This window comes from Histidinibacterium aquaticum (genome assembly GCF_008710275.1).
In the GTDB taxonomy this organism is placed as follows: Bacteria; Pseudomonadota; Alphaproteobacteria; order Rhodobacterales; family Rhodobacteraceae; genus Oceanicola; species Oceanicola aquaticus.
Genome location: NZ_VYQE01000002.1, coordinates 588,185 through 604,769, shown reverse-complemented (window position 1 = coordinate 604,769; position 16,585 = coordinate 588,185). Strand labels below are relative to the sequence as shown.

Genomic DNA, 16,585 nt, shown 5'->3' with positions numbered 1-16,585 from the left:
ATGCGAGGACAGAGATGCAAGTCACCGAGACCCAGAACGACGGCCTGAAGCGCGGCTACCAGATCACCCTGACCGCCGAGGAGCTCGATCAGAAGGTTCTGGAGAAGCTCAAGGAAGCCCAGCCCGAGGTGGAGATGAAGGGCTTCCGCAAGGGCAAGGTTCCCATGTCGCTTCTGAAGAAGCAGTTCGGCCCCCGCCTCATGGGCGAGGCCATGCAGGAATCCGTCGACGGCGCCGTCTCCAACCACCTCGAGGAGACCGGCCACCGCCCGGCGCAGCAGCCCAGCATGAAGATGGCCAACGAGGACTGGAAAGAGGGCGACGACGTCGTCGTCGATATCGAGTACGAGGCGCTGCCCGACATCCCGGAGCCCGACTTCTCGACCCTCGAGCTCGAGCGCATGGTCGTGCAGCCGGACGACGCCTCGGTCGACGAGGCGCTCGAAAGCCTCGCCAAGAACGCCCAGAGCTTCGAGGCCAAGGACGGCAAGGCCGAGGACGGCGACCAGGTGGTCATCGACTTCCTGGGCAAGAAGGACGGCGAGCCCTTCGAGGGCGGCGCGGCCGAGGACTACCCCCTGACGCTGGGCTCCGGCTCCTTCATCCCGGGCTTCGAGGAGCAGCTGACCGGCGTGAAGGCCGGTGACGAGAAGGTGCTGAACATCACCTTCCCCGAGGACTACCAGGCCGAGCATCTCGCCGGGCAGGAGGTCACCTTCGACGTCACCGTCAAGGAGGTGAAGGCCCCCGCCGCGACCGAGATCGACGACGAGCTGGCCAAGCAGTACGGCGCCGAGGATCTCGAGGCGCTCAAGGGCCAGATCCGCGACCGCCTCGTGCAGGAATACTCCGGCGCGGCCCGCGCCGTCGCCAAGCGCCGCCTGCTCGACAAGCTCGACGACATGGTCCAGTTCGAGCTGCCCGAAAGCCTGGTCGAGGCCGAGGCCAAGCAGATCGCGCACCAGCTGTGGCACGAGGAAAATCCCGACCACCAGGGCCACGATCACCCCGAGATCGAGCCCACCGAGGAGCACCGCAAGCTGGCGGAGCGCCGCGTGAAACTGGGCCTCTTCCTCGCCGAGGTCGGCACCCGCAACGAGGTGCAGGTCACCGACCAGGAGATGACCCAGGCCGTGATGCAGCAGGCCCGCCAGTACCCGGGCCAGGAGCGGCAGTTCTTCGAGTTCGTCCAGCAGAACCCGCAGATGCGCCAGCAGATCCAGGCGCCGATCTTCGAGGACAAGGTCGTCGACCTGATCTTCGAGAAGGCCCAGGTGACCGAGAAGGAAGTCTCCAAGGAAGAGCTGCAGGAGGCCGTGGAGAAGCTCGAGGACGAGTGATCCTCCTGCCCAACGGTCGGATTGTTTCGGGGCCGCGGGAGACCGCGGCCCCTTTTCGTTGCCGAGATGCCGCGGTTGTTCACGGCTCCGTGAAGTTTTGGCTTACGCTGCGTCGACCGTCTCGCTAGTTTGCCGGCACTGAGACGAGACGACAGGTGAACTCCATGAAATCAATCCTTTTCGCCCTCGCGGCCGCCTTCGGCGTGTCCGCGGGTGCAGCGGCGGCCTGCCCCGACTATTCGAACGCGGGGGTGTCGCAATACCAGGCCAGCGGCCCGCAACTCCGCAGCCCGGCCTTCTTCAACGTGGTGGCCGGCGGGCAGAACAATCTCGGGAACTGCTCGCACATCTACACGCGCCTGGGCTCCGACCAGCTGGAGTACGGCCAAAGCTATTTCACCACGCAGCCCGATTTCAGTTTCTACCTGTCGCAGATGGGCGGGCACCGGCTGGTAATCTCGGTCGTGAGCGAGTGCGACGCGGCCCTGCTGATCAACACCGGTACGGCCAACTGGTACTTTGACGACGACGACAACGGGAATCTCGACCCGCGCATCAGCCTGACGCGCCCCTCGAATGGCCGGATCGACATCTGGGTCGGCACCTTCGACGGCGAGTACTGCGACGCGCAGCTGCGGATGGAGACCTTCCGCTAGGCGCATCGGCGCCGGAAAGGGAAAGGGGCCGGCCCGGTGGGCGGCCCCTTTTTCGTGACCGGGTCGGGCGGCACAGGCCCGCCCGCCTTGATCACAGGTGGATGCGGAACAGGGCGAAGCCGGTCTCGCTCTCGCCGGCGGGCTCTATCTCCACGCCCTCGACCGCCTCGTAGTACTGGGCGCCCGCTGGGCCGGTCTCGAAGATCACGCTGGTGCCGTCCATCGGCGCGAAGGTCCAGTTGGCGTCGGCGGCCGGGCTGATGGTGCCCTTGTCGACGATGTAGCGGACGATCACGTCGCGGTTGGTGTCCGGGCCCTCGAAGATGATGGTGGAGCCGTCGGCACCGGGGAAGCTGCCGCCGCCGGAGGCGCGGTAGTTGTTGGTGGCGACCACGAACTCCTGCGAGTCGTCGATCGGCTCGCCCTGGTAACGCAAGTCGACGATCCGCTGGGCTCCCTCGTTCACGAGATTGCCCTCGCTGTCGTACTTGGACGGCTGGCTCAGGTCGATCTGGTAGGTCACCCCGTCCATGACGTCGAAGTTGTAGGAGGGGAAATCAGGATTGAGGAGCGTCGCGTCCTCGGCCCCGGGCTCGATCTGGTTGAACATGCCGGCCGAGCGTTCCAGCCAGTCCCGCACCGTCGCGCCGTCGATCTTCACCGCGCGCACGGTGTTCGGGTAGAGGTAGAGGTCGGCCACGTTCTTGATCGCGATCGGGCCCTCGGGGACGTCGGTGTAGTACTCCGGTCCGCCGCGGCCGCCAGCCTTGAAGGGCGCGGCGGCCGAGAGGATCGGCAGCCCCTCGTTCTCGGTGCCCGCCATCATCTGTTCGATGTACCAGGTCTGGGCGTTCGAGACGATCTGGACCGAGGGATCGTCGGCCACCAGCGCGAAGTAGGAATAGAGCGGCGCGGAAGTCTGGCCGACCTCGGCGCGGACATAGGCGAGGGTGGCTTCGTGCGCTTCCTCGGTGGTGTCCAGAACCGGCTCGTAGTTCTCGACCGTGGGCTCGATCTCGCCATCCTCGTTGCGCGTGTAGATCGGCCGCGCCTCGACCGAATGAGAGGCCACGCGCCAGCTGTCGCCGTCCCGCTCCAGCATCAGGTCGACGAGACCCATGTGAGACCCCCAGAAGCCGGCCATGACACCCGGCTTGCCGTTGATCGTGCCGGCGTCGTTATCGACGCCGTCCCATTCGGCGTAGTCGGGGCCGGGGAAGACGAGGTGCGAGTGACCGGTGAAGATCGCGTCGATGCCTTCGACCCCGGCGAGCGGAATCGCGGCGTTCTCCATGCCCTGGGTGTGCTCCGCCGGGCCGATGCCGGAGTGGGCGAGGGCGATGATGATCTCGGCGCCTTCCTCCTTCATCTGCGGAACGTAGGCGCGGGCCGTCTCGACGATGTCGCGGGCCTGCACCTCGCCCTCGAGGTGGCCGCGGTCCCACTGCATGATCTGCGGCGGCACGAAGCCGATGAGGCCCACGCGCAGCGGGTAGGTGTCGCCGGCCCCGTCGGTGATCTGCTTCTCGACGATGGTGTAGGGTTCGACGAGGGTTTCGTCCTCGGTCGGCGTGTCGCCCATGGTTGTCACCACGTTGGCGCAGACCACGGGGAAGTTGGCCCCGGCGATGGCCTTGGTCAGGAACTCCAGCCCGTAGTTGAACTCGTGGTTGCCGAGGGTCATGCCCTCGAAGCCGAGCGTGTTGAAGGCGTCCATGACCGGGTGAGTGGAGCCCTCGGGCATCCCGCGCTCGTAGGCGATGTAGTCGCCCATCGGGTTGCCCTGCAGGAAGTCCCCGTTGTCGAGCAGCATGGAGTTGGTGCTCTCGGCCCGGATCCCGTCGATGATCGAGGCGGTGCGGCTGAGGCCCACCGTGTCGGTCTCGCGGTCGGCATAGTAGTCGTAGGGCCAGATGTGCACGTGCACGTCGGTCGTCTCCATCAGGCGCAAGTGCGCCTGCCCGGCCTGGGCGCGGGCGGAGAAGGGATGGAGCGCGATGAAGCCCGCCGTAGAGGCGAGAAAGCCGCGGCGTGTCAGGCTGAACGTCATGGGAACCCCCGTTGGTCTGAACTCTGCGCCGTCTTAGGCGGCGCTTGTGACGATCAGATTGCATCCGCGGTCACCCGTCCAGAAAGCCCCTTTCCGCGATCTCGTTGCGTCAGGCGAAAGTCTGCCTGCCATTCGGGATCGGCCCCGCCGAAGTATTGCGCACAGCGGCCGGCGGGATCCCTGAACGCGAAAGGGCCGCCCCGAAGGACGGCCCTTGTCGATGCCTGAGGCAGGTCGCGATCACTCGTTGTCGTCGGTGATCGGCTCGTTGCTCTCGCTGTCCTGCTGCGGCTCGGGGCCGCGGGGATCCTCGTCGTCGAGACCGGCGGAGCCGATATCGTCGAAGAGTTCCTGGATCTCGTACTCGGCGGCGGCTTCCTCTTCGGCGGCCGCTTCCTGGATGGTCTTGCCCTGCGCCTGCAGCTCGGCCTCTTCGGGCGAGCGCGCGACGTTGAGGGTGATCTTCGCCTCGACCTCGGGGTGCAGGTGCACGGTGACCTCGTGGAGGCCGAGCTCCTTGATCGGAGCCGAGAGGGCGACCTGCTTGCGGTCCACCGAGAATCCGGCCTCGCTCGCGGCGTCGGCCGCGTCGCGGGTTGAGACCGACCCGTAAAGCGACCCGCCGTCGGAGGCGGAGCGAATCACGATGAAGGTCTGGCCGTCGAGATCCTGCGACAGCTTCTCGGCTTCCTTGCGGGTCTCGAGGTTGCGCGCCTCGAGCTGGGCCTTCTCGGCCTCGAAGCGGGCCTTGTTGGCCTCGTTCGCGCGGAGCGCCTTGCCCTGCGGCAGGAGGTAGTTGCGCGCGTAGCCCTCGCGGACGGAGACGACTTCGCCCATCTGTCCGAGCTTCGCGACGCGTTCCAGAAGGATGACGTCCATGGTGTCCCCCTTACTTCACGGAATAGGGCAGCAGCGCCAGGAACCGGGCACGCTTGATCGCCTGGGCGAGCTTGCGCTGGTTCTTGGAGCCGACCGCGGTGATGCGCGACGGCACGATCTTGCCGCGCTCGGAGACGTAGCGCTGCAGCGTGCGGGTGTCCTTGTAGTCGATCTTCGGGGCATTGGCGCCCTCGAAGGGATCGGTCTTGCGACGGCGGAAAAACGGCTTAGCGGCCATGACTTAGCTCTCCTGCTTCAGGCTTACGCGCGCTCGCGGCGGCGATCGCCGCGCTCTTCGCGCTTCTGCATCTGGATCGAGGGACCCTCTTCGTGCTCGTCCACCTTGATGGTGAGCACGCGCATCACGTCGTCATGGAGACGCATGAGGCGCTCCATCTCGTGGACGGCGGCGGCGGGCGCGTCGGTCCGCAGGAAGGCGTAGTGGCCCTTGCGGTTCTTGTTGATCTTGTAGGCCATCGTCTTGACGCCCCAGTACTCCGTGTCGACGACCTTGCCGCCGTTGTCGGAGAGAACCTGGGAGAAATGTTCGATGAGGCCCTCGGCCTGCGCGTTGGAGAGATCCTGACGCGCAATGAAGACATGCTCGTAAAGCGGCATGTGCACTCCATTCTGTTCAAGCGCATTTCAAAGGGCAGGGGTGTCGGCCTTTCCGCACCTGCCCACGAGAGACTGCGCGGATAAAACGAAATCACGGAAAGGATGGGGCCTTATACAGATCATGCGGATCCGGGCAAGGGGCGACCCGCAATTCCTTGGTCTCGCCCGGGTTTTGCCTTTGTCGGGGCCCAGGGTCGGCCCGGAGCAGACTGAGCAGAAAGAAAAAACCGGAGCAAACTGGATGACGATCACCCTCGAGACAGCGCCCGCCCCGGCTGCGGAGGACCCGCCCCTGACCTCGGTGGCGGTGGACGAGACCTACTGGGGCTACGTGATCCGCACCGACCGTCGCCCGCGCTCGGCCAGGGTTCTGCGCCGGGCGGCGCTGCAGCTGATCGCGCTCGGCGCGGCGCTGGCCGGTGTCGCGCTCTGGCTGATGCCCGAGGAGAGGATCGGCGTCGACCCGGTCGTCGCCCGGATCGTGGCGGCAGCGGTCCTGTCGTTCTGCGCGCTGGGGCTGACCCGGCGCGAGAAGACCGAGCCCGCGATCGAGCTGCAGGTCAACCTGCGCCTCGCCGAGGTGCGCCGCATCGCCCGCCATCCCGGGGGCGAAGGCGAGCTGCTCGCCCGGCTCAGCTTCGCCGAGTGCGGACGGCCCTCGGTCGAGACCACGGTGGACGGCACCCGTCTCGTCCTGCGTCGGGGCGGCACCGCGCTGCCCGTGGCCGAGGGGCCGTCGCCCCTGATCGACACCCTGCGCGACCGGCTCGGTCGCGACCTGGCCCGCATCCGCCGCTGATCCCGGTTTGTTGTGCCCGCCCGCGCCCCGCGCTAAGCGGGGGGGCAAGCGACACGACGACGGGGACCGAGATGCGCGCATTCGTCTTTCCGGGCCAGGGCGCCCAGACCATCGGTATGGGGCGCGACCTCGCGCAGGCCTACCCGGCAGCGCAGGCGGTCTTCGATGAAGTCGACGACGCGCTCGGGGAGAAACTGAGCTCGCTGATCTTCGAGGGCGAGCAGGACGAGCTCACCCTCACCGCCAACGCCCAGCCTGCACTCATGGCGACCTCGCTCGCCGCGATGGCCGCGCTCGCCGTCGAGGGTGTCGGACCCGAGGCCGCTTCCTTCATGGCCGGCCATTCGCTCGGCGAGTATTCCGCCCTCTGTGCCGCCGGGGCGCTATCCCTTGGCGACACGGCCCGGCTCCTGCGGATTCGCGGCCGGGCGATGCAGGACGCGGTGCCGGTCGGGCAGGGCGCCATGGCCGCTCTGCTGGGCCTCGACTTCGCGACCGCGCAGAGCGTGGCGGAGGAAGCGGCCCAGGACGGCGTCTGCCAGGCGGCGAACGACAACGACCCCAGCCAGGTCGTGGTCTCCGGTGACAAGGCCGCCGTCGAGCGCGCCGTCGAGATCGCCAAGACCAAAGGCGCGAAGCGCGCCGTCATGCTGCCGGTCTCCGCCCCCTTCCACAGCGCCCTGATGGAGCCCGCCGCCCGCGAAATGGCCGCGGCGCTGGCCGAGGTCGAGATCCGCGCGCCCGCCGTGCCGATCGTCGCGAATGTGACCGCAGAGGGCGTGACCGATCCCGACCGCATCCGCGAGCTGCTGATCGCGCAGGTCACCGGCTCCGTCCGCTGGCGTGAGAGCGTCGGTTGGATGGCCGAGCAGGGCGTGACCGAGGTCTGGGAGATCGGCGCGGGCAAGGCGCTGTCGGGCATGATCCGTCGCATCGACCGCGAGATCGCCTGCCGTACGGTAGGCGCGCCCGACGAGGTGAAAACGGCCGCAGAGGCCCTGTAAGCAAACAAGGGGGGACGGACTGGTGTTCGATCTGACTGGAAAGACCGCGCTGGTGACCGGCGCCTCGGGCGGCATTGGCGGCGCGATCGCGCGGGCCCTGCACGGGGCCGGCGCCACCGTCGTGCTCTCGGGTACCCGGGAGGCGCCGCTGGAGGAACTGGCAAAGGAACTCGGCGACCGCGCCCACGCGCTGCCCTGCGACCTGAGCGACGCTCAGGCGGTGGACGGTCTGCCCAAGCGGGTGACCGAAGTGGCCGGCGCGCTGGACATCCTCGTCAACAATGCGGGCGTCACCCGCGACCAGCTCTTCATGCGGATGACGGATGACGACTGGAACACGGTCCTCAACGTGAACCTGACCGCCGCCATGCGTCTGTCCAAGGCCTCGGTGCGCGGCATGATGAAATCCCGCTGGGGCCGCATCGTGAACATCACCTCCGTGGTCGGCACGATGGGCAACCCGGGGCAGGCGAACTACGCCGCCGCCAAGGCGGGGCTCGTCGGCATGTCGAAGTCGATCGCCTACGAGGTCGCGACCCGCGGGATCACCGTGAACTGCGTCGCTCCGGGCTTCATCGAGACCGCCATGACCGACAAGCTCAACGACGATCAGAAGTCGGGAACGCTGGCCCAGATCCCCATGGGACGCATGGGAACGTCGGACGAGATCGCGGCCGCCGTGCTCTATCTCGCCTCGCCCGAGGCGGCCTACGTGACCGGCACCGTGCTGCACGTGAACGGCGGAATGGCCATGGTCTGAGGCCTGTCCGACAGGTCTGCGAAAGCGTTTGCCAAGGCGGGAATCTCTGCTATAGGGCGGCGCAATCGAGCTGGGGCGGCCCTGTCGCCCCGTCGTCTCGCGCCCGGGGGCCGGGGCGGGGAGAACGAAAGAACGGGCCGGACGCGCCCCCAATTTGGACTGTGAGGACTGGACATGAGCGACGTCGAAGATCGCGTGCGCAAGATCGTTGTTGAGCACCTGGGTGTGGATGAAGACAAGGTGACCGACAACGCCTCGTTCATTGACGACCTGGGCGCGGACTCGCTCGATACCGTCGAGCTGGTCATGGCCTTCGAGGAGGAGTTCGGCATCGAGATCCCCGACGACGCCGCCGAAACGATCCAGACCTTCGGCGACGCGGTCAAGTTCATCAAGGACGCACAGTAAGTCCTTTCCGCCTCGGCGGAGTTTTCAGGCGGCGCCCCTCGGGGCGCCGTTTCTCGTTCAGGGCTCCCGCTCCGGCCCGTGGATGACGAAACCCTGAAGGCGGAGCCGCGCCCATCGGGCCAGCCCGCTCTTGCCCCCGAAGGCCCCCGCGGATTATCAGGAGCCTCAAGAATGCGCTGAAAGACGGGGGCGAGCATGCGGCGAGTAGTAGTGACCGGCCTGGGGCTCGTGACCCCACTGGCCGACGGTGTTGAGGCGAGCTGGAGCCGGATCCTCGACGGGAAGTCCGGCGCAGGGCCGATCACCCGGTTCGATCCCGAGGGTTTTGCGACCACATACGCTTGCGAGGTTCCCCTCGGCGACGGCAGCGACGGCACCTTCGACGCCGCCGCCTACATGGAGCCCAAGGAGCAGCGGAAGGTCGACACCTTCATCGTCTTCGCCATGGCCGCCGCGGCGCAGGCCGTGAAGGATGCCGGCTGGACTCCCGACGACGAGGAGAGCCTGCTGCGCACCGGCGTGCTGACCGGCTCCGGCATAGGCGGGCTGAATTCCATCGCCGATACCGCCGTCATGATGAAAGAAAAGGGCCCCCGCCGGGTCTCTCCGTTCTTTGTCCCCGGCGCGCTGATCAACCTGATCTCGGGCCAGATCGCCATCAAGTACGGCTTCAAGGGGCCGAACCACGCCGTGGTCACCGCCTGTTCGACCGGCGCGCATGCGATCGGCGACGCGGCCCAGCTCATCAAGTCCGGCCGGGCCGACGTGATGATCGCGGGCGGCGCCGAGGCGGCGATCTGCGAGATCGGCATCGCGGGCTTCAACGCCTGTAAGGCGCTCTCGACCAAGCGTCCCGACGACCCGCAGGCGGCGAGCCGTCCCTACGACAAGGACCGCGACGGCTTCGTCATGGGCGAGGGCGCGGGCATGCTCGTGCTCGAGGACTACGAGCACGCCAAGGCGCGGGGCGCCAAGATCTATGCCGAGGTGAAGGGCTATGGCCTCTCGGGCGACGCCTACCACATCACCGCGCCCAGCGAGGACGGCGAGGGTGGAGAGCGCTCCATGCGCATGGCGCTCGAGGACGCGGGCCTGCAGCCCGCCGACATCGACTACATCAACGCCCACGGCACCTCGACAATGGCCGACACCGTCGAGCTCGGCGCTGTCGAGCGGATGCTGGGCAATGCCGCTGGCAACGTGACCATGTCCTCGACCAAGTCGATGACCGGGCACCTGCTGGGCGCGGCCGGCGCGATCGAGGCGATCTTCTCGATCCTCGCGATCCGCGACCAGGTCGCCCCGCCCACGATCAACCTCGACGATCCCGCGGTGGAAAGCGCCGTCGACCTTGCCGCCAACGAGAAGCGGCCGCGCGAGATCGAGTTCGCGCTGTCCAACTCCTTCGGCTTCGGCGGCACCAACGCGAGCGTTCTCTTCGGCGGAGTGTAATCCCATGTGGCGCAGCATCGCGTCGAACGCGCTGACCTTCTTCATCGTGGTGATCTTCCTCGCCGCGGGGGTGATCCTCTGGGGGCAGGAAGAATACGAGGGCGAAGGCCCGCTGGCCAACGCCATCTGCCTGCAGGTCGAGAGCGGCTCGAACATGTGGCGCGTGAGCGAGAAGCTCGCGGAGCAGGGTGCGATCAGCTCGCCCACGATCTTCCGCATGGGCGCCGAGTATTCCGAGAAGTCGAGCCAGCTCAAGGCGGGCAGCTTTCTCGTGCCGGAGCGGGCCTCCATGGCGCAGATCATCGACGAGATCACCGGCGCGGGCCTCAGCACCTGCGGCACCGAGATCGTCTACCGCGTGGGCGTGAACTCGCAGCGGGTGGAGGTGCGTGAGCTGGACCCGGAGACCGAGACCTTCGAGGAGCTGGCCCGGTTCGACCCCACCGCCGAAGAGGCGCCGGAGGAATACACGCGCATTCGCGAGGAGCCCGACACCCAGTACCGCCTCGCGCTGGCGGAGGGCGTCACCTCCTGGCAGATCGTCCAGGCGCTCAATGCCATCGAGGCGCTCGATGGCGAGATCGCCGAGATCCCCGAGGAAGGCTGGCTCGCCCCGGACTCCTACGCTTTCGAGCCCGGCGACAGCGCCGAGGCGCTGGTGGCCGAGATGCGCGACCGGCAGGAGGCCATCCTGCAGGAGGAATGGGCCGCCCGAGCCGATGGTCTGCCCTACGAGAGCATCGAGGAGGCTCTGATCATGGCCTCCATCGTCGAGAAGGAAACCGCCATCGCCGAGGAGCGCGGGCAGGTGGCCTCGGTCTTCGTCAACCGCCTGGAGCGTGGGATGCGTCTGCAGACGGACCCGACGGTCATCTACGGTGTGACGGAGGGACAGGGCGTGCTGGGCCGCGGGCTGCGCCAGAGCGAGCTGCGCGACGCGAACCCCTGGAACACCTACGTCATCGACGGCCTCCCGCAGACGCCCATCGCCAATCCCGGGCGGGCGGCGATCGAGGCGGCGCTCAACCCCGACAACACGGATTACGTGTTTTTCGTCGCGGACGGCACCGGCGGTCACGCCTTCGCCGAGACGCTGGAAGAGCACAACCGCAACGTCGCCCGCTGGCGCGAGATCGAGGCCGAGCAGCAGCAGTCCAACTGACGGGCCGTTGCGCTGCGCCTGTCCGGCACCGTTCGGTGGGGGCGGTCGGAATTACCCGTTCGGGGCCGGAGGGTTAAGCGGAGGTTAGCAACGGGTTAACCTTCGTATTCGGCTCTAACGTTTAGATTTCATTGACTTTTGCGAGGGACAGGGGCATAACTCCGCCCCTTCGCTGACGCGGGCTGCAATGTGGCCGGGGCTTTCCCCGGCGCGGGGCGGCGCGACGGATCTCGGACGGATCCACCTTTTTACAGACTGATTTTCAACATGACTGACCATTCGGACGAGAGACTTCCGCCGGACGCGAAGGCCTTCTCGCGGTTGATCCGGCGCAGCCGGACGCTCCTCGAAAGCCTGACGGAGACGCTGGCCGACCTGCTGGAGCAGGTGGAGGCGCAGAAGGGCTCCGCGCTTAAACCATTAACGCTCAAGGCCTCCGAATTGCAGAGCGCGCTCAAGCGCGCGGAAGAGATCGAAGGACAGTACCATGACTGGCATGCCAACCGCTCCCGAACCCTGCGTCCCGGCGACTACGACCTCGACGCCGCCCGTGCCGAGGTCGAGCGCCGGCTGGATCAGCTCCGTGGAGCGCTCGGCGCAGGACCTGCTGATGGAGGGGCTGGATGAGCACGCGCTCGCGGCGCTGCCCTGGCTGTGGGACTTCTGGGCGCTGGACCACCAGCGCCCGCCGCCGGGCGATTGGCGCGCCTGGGTGATCCTCGGCGGGCGCGGTGCGGGCAAAACGCGTGCAGGCGCCGAGTGGGTGCGCTCCATGGTCGAGGGCCCGCGCCGCACCGATCCGGGCCGGGCGCGGCGGGTGGCGCTCGTGGGCGAGACACTCGACCAGGCGCGCGAGGTCATGGTCATGGGCGACAGCGGCATACTCGCCTGCTGTCCGCCCGACCGTCGGCCGGACTGGATTGCAACCCGCCGCCTCCTCCGCTGGCCCAACGGGGCGGAAGCGCAACTCTTCTCGGCCCACGACCCGGAGTCCCTCCGCGGGCCCCAATTCGACGCCGCCTGGGTCGACGAGCTCGCCAAGTGGCCCAAGGTCGAGGAGGCCTGGGCGATGCTCCAGTTCACCCTGCGGCTGGGGCGGGCCCCCCGGGTCTGCGTGACCACCACGCCCCGCCGCGGCCGGACGCTGCGCAAGATTCTCGACCGCGACACGACCGTGCAGACCCACGCCCCGACCGAGGCGAATGCCGCGAATCTCGCGCCCTCCTACATTTCGGAGCTGCGTGCCGCCTACCCGGGCGCCCGGGCGAAGCAGGAGCTGGACGGTCTGTTCCTGCCCGACATCGAGCGCGCGCTCTGGCCCGCGCGGCGGCTGGAGGAGGCCGTCGTGCGGCAGGTGCCGCCCCTCGACAGGATCGTCGTGGGCGTGGACCCGGCGGTCTCTGCCAGGCACGGCAAGGACGAGGTCGGCATCGTCGTGGTCGGCGCCACCTGCCATGGCGATCCGAAGGACTGGCGGGCCTGGGTGCTGGAGGACGCGAGCGTGCCCAATACCGGCTCGGAGGCCTGGGCGCGCGCTGCCGTCGCCGCCTGGACGCGGCACAGGGCAGGGCGGATCGTGGCGGAGGTCAACCAGGGCGGCGACCTCGTGCGCCACGCCATCCACCAGGTCGACCCCGGCGTGCCCGTGCGCATGGCCACCGCGACGAGAGGCAAGGCCGACCGCGCCCTCCCGGTCTCCGCACTCTACGAGCAGGGACGGGTCTCGCACCTCGGCACCTTCCCGAAGCTCGAGGACCAGATGGCGGAGTTTTCCGAGACCGGCTTCCACGGCAGCGGCTCTCCGGACCGGGTCGACGCACTGGTCTGGGCGGTCACCGACCTGCTGCTCGAGCGCCGGGGCGACGGTCCGCCTCGGGTGAGCCGTCTCTAGTCCGGATGTCTCGACAGAGGGCCGGCGATCCGCGATCCTTCCGGGCGTAGCGCGTTCGGTATCGGGTCATCCGGGTCAATCAGTCCCGCCGCCCCCGGCGGCGGGCTTTTCGTGCACCGAGAACGAGGGAGCCTTTCATGCCGTCCATCGACATCCAGGTCCTCGAAGGCGTCTTCTCCGACACCGAGAAGGCAGAGATCATCACGCGCGTCACGGAGGCCTTCGGCTCGGTCGCGGGCGCGACCATCAAGGGCGGGACCTCGGTCCGGATCCACGAGGTGGCGAGCGGCTCATGGGGCTATGCCGGCAAGGTGCTGACCACCGCGGACGCCCTGCGAATGCGCGAACAGGGCTGAGCAGCGCCTTCGGCCTACTGGTGCCTCAGCGCCTCGATCGGGTCCAGCCGGGCGGCGCGGCGCGCGGGGAAGTATCCGAAGAGCACCCCGACGAAGGCCGCGAAGAGAAACGCGACCGCGATGATCACGGGGTCGACGATGAAGGTGACGGAGAGCAGTCCCGTCACCAGCCAGGCAAGGCCCAGGCCGAGCAGGATCCCGACCGCGCCGCCGATGGCCGAGAGGAAGACCGCCTCGACGAGGAACTGCAGCAGGACCTGTCCGCCCGTGGCTCCCACGGCGAGGCGGATCCCGATCTCTCGCGTCCGCTCGGTCACCGAGACCAGCATGATGTTCATGATGCCGATGCCGCCGACCAGCAGGCTGATCGCGGCGAGCGCCGCGAGTAGACCCGTGAGGATGCCGGTGATGTCGGAGACCATCGAGGCGACCTCGGCCATGTCTGCCACGTCGAAATCGTCCTCCTCGAGCGGTCCTATCCCGCGCCGCTCGCGCATCAGGGCCTCGATCTCCGTCTCGACCCGTCCCATCCGCTGCGGATCGTTCACCGTGACGAGGATCGCGTCGATGTCGCGGCTGCCCGCGACACGGCGCTGCATCGTCCGCACCGGAAGGAATACGACGTTGTCGTCGTCCTGGCCGAGTGTGGCCCCCTTCGAGACCAGCAGGCCTACCACCTCGCAGGCGAGCTGGCGCACGCGGATCGTCTCCCCGATCGGGTTTCCGACTCCGAAGAGCTCCTCCCGGACGGTCGAGCCGATGACGCAGACCGGTGCCCCCGAGCGCATTTCGGTTTCCGCAAAGACGCGACCCTGCGCGAGGTCGTAGCCGAGAATGTCGATGGCACCGTTGTCCGCGCCCTCGATCGTCGTCGCGGTGCTTTCCCCGCCGAAGACGGCCGATCCGCTGCGCGCGACGAGGGGCTCGGCCTCGATGCCGTTGATCTGGTCGACGATGGCGAGGAAGTCCGCCTCGTCGAAGAGGGGCGCGAGCTGCCCCCCGGTCATGATGCTGCCGGGGTGAACCACGAGTAGGTCCGACCCGAGGTCGGAGACCTGGCCCGTGACCTCCGCCGTGGTGCCCTGGCCGATCCCGACCATGCCGATCACCGCCGCCACGCCGATGACGATGCCGAGGACGGTCAGCGCCGACCGCAGCACGTTCCGCAGGATCGAGCGGACGGCGAGACGGGCGGTTTCGAGCAGGAAGCGCATCACGCGGCCTCGCCGACGGTCGCATCGTCCGAGATCAGCCCGTCGACCACGGTAACGATGCGCCGGGAGCAGGCGGCCATCTTCGGGTCGTGGGTGACCATGACGATGGTCAGCCCCTCGGTCTCGTTCAACTCCTGGAGCAGGTCCATGATCTCGCGGCTCCGGGCGGTGTCGAGGTTGCCGGTAGGCTCGTCCGCCAGCAGGACGTCGGGCCGGGCGACGATGGCGCGGGCGATAGCGACGCGCTGTTGCTGTCCGCCCGAGAGCTCGGAGGGCCGGTGGCTCTCGCGCCCGGCAAGGCCAACCCGGGTCAGCGCCGCCATGGCGGCCTCGTGCCGTTCCGCGGCGGGGCGTCCCTGGTAGATGAGGGGCAGCTCCACGTTCTCTAGCGCCGAGGTGCGGGGGAGGAGGTTGTACCCCTGGAACACGAAGCCGAGGAAATGCCGCCGAAGGAGCGCGCGTTCGTCGCGGCTGAGGTCGCCGACCTCGGCGCCTCCGAAGAGGTAGTGCCCGGCGGTCGGCTGATCGAGGAGGCCGGTGATGTTCATGAGCGTGGACTTGCCCGACCCGGACGGGCCCATGATCGAGACGAACTCGCCGGATGCGATGGACAGGTCCACGCCCTTCAGGGCATGGACCGTGGCCGCGGCCCGGCCGAAGACCTTCGTGATGCCCCGAAGCTCGATGACGGGCGCCGCGCTCATCTCGCCCCCATGTCGACCACGACGGAATCCTCCTCCGACAGGTCGCCCTCCAGGACCTCGGTCACCTCGCCGTCGCTCAGGCCGGTCCGGAGCGGCACGGGTCGGATCGTCTCTCCGTCCACGACCCAGACGCGTCGACCGGTGATCTCGGTCGGCTCGGGTATGACGTCCACGGGCGGAGTGAAGCGGAGCGCCGCATTCGGAACGGCGAGCGCGTCCCCGACCTCCGAGGTCACGATACGAGCGGTCGCCGTCATGCCGGGCCGGAGCAGCCGGTCCTCGTTGTCGATGGCCAGGACGGCACGGTAGGTGACGATTCCGTCGATGGTCCGGGGCATGTATCCCAGTTCGGAGATCCGGGCGGGAAACTCCCTGTCGTCGAAGGCGTCGACGACGAAGGTCGCGCTCTGTCCCACTTCGACGCGACCGATGTCGGACTCGTCCACGTCGATGTCGAGCTCCATTCGGGAGAGATCCTCGGCGATTGTGAAGAGAACCGGGGATTGAAGCGACGCGGCGACGATCTGCCCCGGCTCGACGCTCCGCTCAAGGACGACACCGTCGATGGGCGAACAGATGCAGGTCCGCTCCAGGTCCGTCTCGGCGATGTCGAGCTCGGCCTCCGCCAGGCTCAGCCGGGCCTCCGCGCTTGCGAGCGAGGCTGCGGCGCGGTCCCTTTGCGTGCTCGCCGAGACGTGCTGCTCGATGGAGGCCGTGCCGCGGTCGAGAAGCGTGGTCGTGCGGCTCAGCGCGAGTTCCGCCTCGTCGAGGATCGCCCTGGCCTCGTCGACCGCCGCCTCGGCCGCGGCGATCTGCGCCTGGCCCTGCTTGACGGCGGCCGCGAACCGGCGGCGGTCGAGCCGCATCAGGACTTCGCCCTCTTCCACGGTGTCCGCGTCGTCGACGAGCACCTCGTCGACGACGCCCGAGAGTTCGCTCGAGATCTCGACCTGGTTGGTGGGCTGGACGTAGCCGGTGGCCGTGACCGTCGCGACGATATCCGTCCGCGCGACCGGTTCCGCGATCCATTCGGGCCCGGAGCGGTTGGTGAAGGAGACGACCGCCCAGACCACCGCGCCGACGATCAGTAGCGCCGCGAGGACGTAGACGCCTCTCTTACGGCGGCGCCCGCGACCGGCCCGTCCAAGTACCGTCTCGACCTCGTCCTTCGTAGCCATCGGCGCCGTCCCCGCGTTGTCTCGCAGGGACTATCGCCAAGCCGCCGCCCGGACCTTGACCTGCGTCAACAGACTCCGGGCATGTCAGCCCGGGACTCGTCGACGCGCGACTTC

The 16,585-nt window shown here is 68.1% G+C and carries 18 protein-coding genes; 11 read left to right on the top strand and 7 right to left on the bottom strand.

From position 1 onward, the window contains the following. Positions 1-14: 14 nt before the first annotated feature. Positions 15-1,340: a trigger factor gene (gene tig, locus F3S47_RS08370; protein WP_150444791.1), complete on the top strand. Its 1,326-nt coding sequence runs from the start codon at positions 15-17 to the stop codon at positions 1,338-1,340. A gap of 164 nt (positions 1,341-1,504) precedes the next feature. Then, on the top strand, positions 1,505-1,996 hold the full coding sequence (locus F3S47_RS08365) for a hypothetical protein (protein ID WP_150444790.1): 492 nt from the start codon (positions 1,505-1,507) through the stop codon (positions 1,994-1,996). A 91-nt stretch (positions 1,997-2,087) separates the two neighbouring features. Here F3S47_RS08365 and F3S47_RS08360 read toward each other — a convergent pair whose 3' ends face one another. The 4 genes from F3S47_RS08360 to rpsF all read right to left on the bottom strand — a co-directional run bounded on the left by F3S47_RS08360 (position 2,088) and on the right by rpsF (position 5,543). Continuing rightward, on the bottom strand, positions 2,088-4,046 hold the full coding sequence (locus F3S47_RS08360) for a bifunctional 2',3'-cyclic-nucleotide 2'-phosphodiesterase/3'-nucleotidase (RefSeq protein WP_150444789.1): 1,959 nt from the start codon (positions 4,044-4,046) through the stop codon (positions 2,088-2,090). A 240-nt stretch (positions 4,047-4,286) separates the two neighbouring features. Beyond that, entirely contained in the window at positions 4,287-4,925 is a 639-nt protein-coding gene (gene rplI, locus F3S47_RS08355) for a 50S ribosomal protein L9 (protein WP_150444788.1), read from the bottom strand. A gap of 10 nt (positions 4,926-4,935) precedes the next feature. Further along, positions 4,936-5,163 carry a 30S ribosomal protein S18 gene (gene rpsR, locus F3S47_RS08350; protein WP_150444787.1) on the bottom strand — a complete coding sequence of 76 codons (228 nt, stop codon included), beginning with the start codon at positions 5,161-5,163 and terminating at the stop codon, positions 4,936-4,938. Positions 5,164-5,186: 23 nt separating this feature from the next. Beyond that, positions 5,187-5,543 (bottom strand): 30S ribosomal protein S6, encoded by a 357-nt coding sequence (gene rpsF / locus F3S47_RS08345; protein ID WP_150444786.1) that lies wholly within the window; start codon positions 5,541-5,543, stop codon positions 5,187-5,189. Positions 5,544-5,784: 241 nt separating this feature from the next. Between rpsF and F3S47_RS08340 the strand changes: the two genes are divergently transcribed. The 9 genes from F3S47_RS08340 (at position 5,785) to F3S47_RS08300 (ending at position 13,375) form a co-directional block, all read left to right on the top strand. Beyond that, positions 5,785-6,342, top strand: coding sequence for a hypothetical protein (locus F3S47_RS08340; RefSeq protein WP_150444785.1), 558 nt, complete (start codon positions 5,785-5,787; stop codon positions 6,340-6,342). A gap of 71 nt (positions 6,343-6,413) precedes the next feature. Further along, positions 6,414-7,346 carry an ACP S-malonyltransferase gene (gene fabD, locus F3S47_RS08335; RefSeq protein ID WP_150444784.1) on the top strand — a complete coding sequence of 311 codons (933 nt, stop codon included), beginning with the start codon at positions 6,414-6,416 and terminating at the stop codon, positions 7,344-7,346. A gap of 22 nt (positions 7,347-7,368) precedes the next feature. Beyond that, on the top strand, positions 7,369-8,106 hold the full coding sequence (gene fabG / locus F3S47_RS08330) for a 3-oxoacyl-[acyl-carrier-protein] reductase (RefSeq protein WP_150444783.1): 738 nt from the start codon (positions 7,369-7,371) through the stop codon (positions 8,104-8,106). Between the two features lie 174 nt (positions 8,107-8,280). Further along, positions 8,281-8,514 carry an acyl carrier protein gene (locus F3S47_RS08325; RefSeq protein ID WP_150444782.1) on the top strand — a complete coding sequence of 78 codons (234 nt, stop codon included), beginning with the start codon at positions 8,281-8,283 and terminating at the stop codon, positions 8,512-8,514. A 195-nt stretch (positions 8,515-8,709) separates the two neighbouring features. After that, entirely contained in the window at positions 8,710-9,966 is a 1,257-nt protein-coding gene (gene fabF, locus F3S47_RS08320; protein ID WP_150444781.1) for a beta-ketoacyl-ACP synthase II, read from the top strand. Between the two features lie 4 nt (positions 9,967-9,970). After that, positions 9,971-11,128 (top strand): endolytic transglycosylase MltG, encoded by a 1,158-nt coding sequence (gene mltG / locus F3S47_RS08315; RefSeq protein WP_150444780.1) that lies wholly within the window; start codon positions 9,971-9,973, stop codon positions 11,126-11,128. 267 nt (positions 11,129-11,395) lie between these two features. After that, the gene (locus F3S47_RS08310; protein WP_150444779.1) at positions 11,396-11,755 is read left to right on the top strand and encodes a hypothetical protein; all 360 of its coding nucleotides are present in this window, start codon (positions 11,396-11,398) and stop codon (positions 11,753-11,755) included. Further along, entirely contained in the window at positions 11,739-13,019 is a 1,281-nt protein-coding gene (locus F3S47_RS08305; protein WP_150444778.1) for a DNA-packaging protein, read from the top strand. Before F3S47_RS08310 ends, F3S47_RS08305 begins: the two co-directional genes overlap by 17 nt. A gap of 137 nt (positions 13,020-13,156) precedes the next feature. Further along, a complete protein-coding gene (locus tag F3S47_RS08300) occupies positions 13,157-13,375 on the top strand; it encodes a tautomerase family protein (RefSeq protein ID WP_150444777.1) in 219 nt (72 codons plus the stop codon). Positions 13,376-13,389: 14 nt separating this feature from the next. On the opposite strand, the gene F3S47_RS08295 is transcribed toward F3S47_RS08300, so the two are convergent. The 3 genes from F3S47_RS08295 to F3S47_RS08285 are packed head-to-tail and all read right to left on the bottom strand — an operon-like array spanning position 13,390 to position 16,471. Next, positions 13,390-14,589: an ABC transporter permease gene (locus F3S47_RS08295; protein WP_150444776.1), complete on the bottom strand. Its 1,200-nt coding sequence runs from the start codon at positions 14,587-14,589 to the stop codon at positions 13,390-13,392. Beyond that, the gene (locus F3S47_RS08290; RefSeq protein WP_150444775.1) at positions 14,589-15,293 is read right to left on the bottom strand and encodes an ABC transporter ATP-binding protein; all 705 of its coding nucleotides are present in this window, start codon (positions 15,291-15,293) and stop codon (positions 14,589-14,591) included. Before F3S47_RS08290 ends, F3S47_RS08295 begins: the two co-directional genes overlap by 1 nt. After that, the gene (locus tag F3S47_RS08285) at positions 15,290-16,471 is read right to left on the bottom strand and encodes an efflux RND transporter periplasmic adaptor subunit (protein ID WP_150444774.1); all 1,182 of its coding nucleotides are present in this window, start codon (positions 16,469-16,471) and stop codon (positions 15,290-15,292) included. Before F3S47_RS08285 ends, F3S47_RS08290 begins: the two co-directional genes overlap by 4 nt. Positions 16,472-16,585 lie beyond the last annotated feature (114 nt).

Excerpts from the sequence above, each read along its gene's own strand:
- fabF (WP_150444781.1), top strand. The coding sequence starts at position 8,710 with ATGCGGCGAGTAGTAGTGACCGGCCTGGGGCTCGTGACCCCACTGGCC.
- F3S47_RS08310 (WP_150444779.1), top strand. The coding sequence starts at position 11,396 with ATGACTGACCATTCGGACGAGAGACTTCCGCCGGACGCGAAGGCCTTC.
- F3S47_RS08290 (WP_150444775.1), bottom strand. The coding sequence starts at position 15,293 with ATGAGCGCGGCGCCCGTCATCGAGCTTCGGGGCATCACGAAGGTCTTC.
- F3S47_RS08360 (WP_150444789.1), bottom strand. The coding sequence starts at position 4,046 with ATGACGTTCAGCCTGACACGCCGCGGCTTTCTCGCCTCTACGGCGGGC.
- mltG (WP_150444780.1), top strand. The coding sequence starts at position 9,971 with ATGTGGCGCAGCATCGCGTCGAACGCGCTGACCTTCTTCATCGTGGTG.
- F3S47_RS08365 (WP_150444790.1), top strand. The coding sequence starts at position 1,505 with ATGAAATCAATCCTTTTCGCCCTCGCGGCCGCCTTCGGCGTGTCCGCG.
- F3S47_RS08305 (WP_150444778.1), top strand. The coding sequence starts at position 11,739 with ATGGAGGGGCTGGATGAGCACGCGCTCGCGGCGCTGCCCTGGCTGTGG.
- rpsR (WP_150444787.1), bottom strand. The coding sequence starts at position 5,163 with ATGGCCGCTAAGCCGTTTTTCCGCCGTCGCAAGACCGATCCCTTCGAG.
- F3S47_RS08295 (WP_150444776.1), bottom strand. The coding sequence starts at position 14,589 with ATGCGCTTCCTGCTCGAAACCGCCCGTCTCGCCGTCCGCTCGATCCTG.
- rpsF (WP_150444786.1), bottom strand. The coding sequence starts at position 5,543 with ATGCCGCTTTACGAGCATGTCTTCATTGCGCGTCAGGATCTCTCCAAC.
- F3S47_RS08285 (WP_150444774.1), bottom strand. The coding sequence starts at position 16,471 with ATGGCTACGAAGGACGAGGTCGAGACGGTACTTGGACGGGCCGGTCGC.
- F3S47_RS08340 (WP_150444785.1), top strand. The coding sequence starts at position 5,785 with ATGACGATCACCCTCGAGACAGCGCCCGCCCCGGCTGCGGAGGACCCG.
- F3S47_RS08325 (WP_150444782.1), top strand. The coding sequence starts at position 8,281 with ATGAGCGACGTCGAAGATCGCGTGCGCAAGATCGTTGTTGAGCACCTG.
- F3S47_RS08300 (WP_150444777.1), top strand. The coding sequence starts at position 13,157 with ATGCCGTCCATCGACATCCAGGTCCTCGAAGGCGTCTTCTCCGACACC.
- fabD (WP_150444784.1), top strand. The coding sequence starts at position 6,414 with ATGCGCGCATTCGTCTTTCCGGGCCAGGGCGCCCAGACCATCGGTATG.
- tig (WP_150444791.1), top strand. The coding sequence starts at position 15 with ATGCAAGTCACCGAGACCCAGAACGACGGCCTGAAGCGCGGCTACCAG.
- rplI (WP_150444788.1), bottom strand. The coding sequence starts at position 4,925 with ATGGACGTCATCCTTCTGGAACGCGTCGCGAAGCTCGGACAGATGGGC.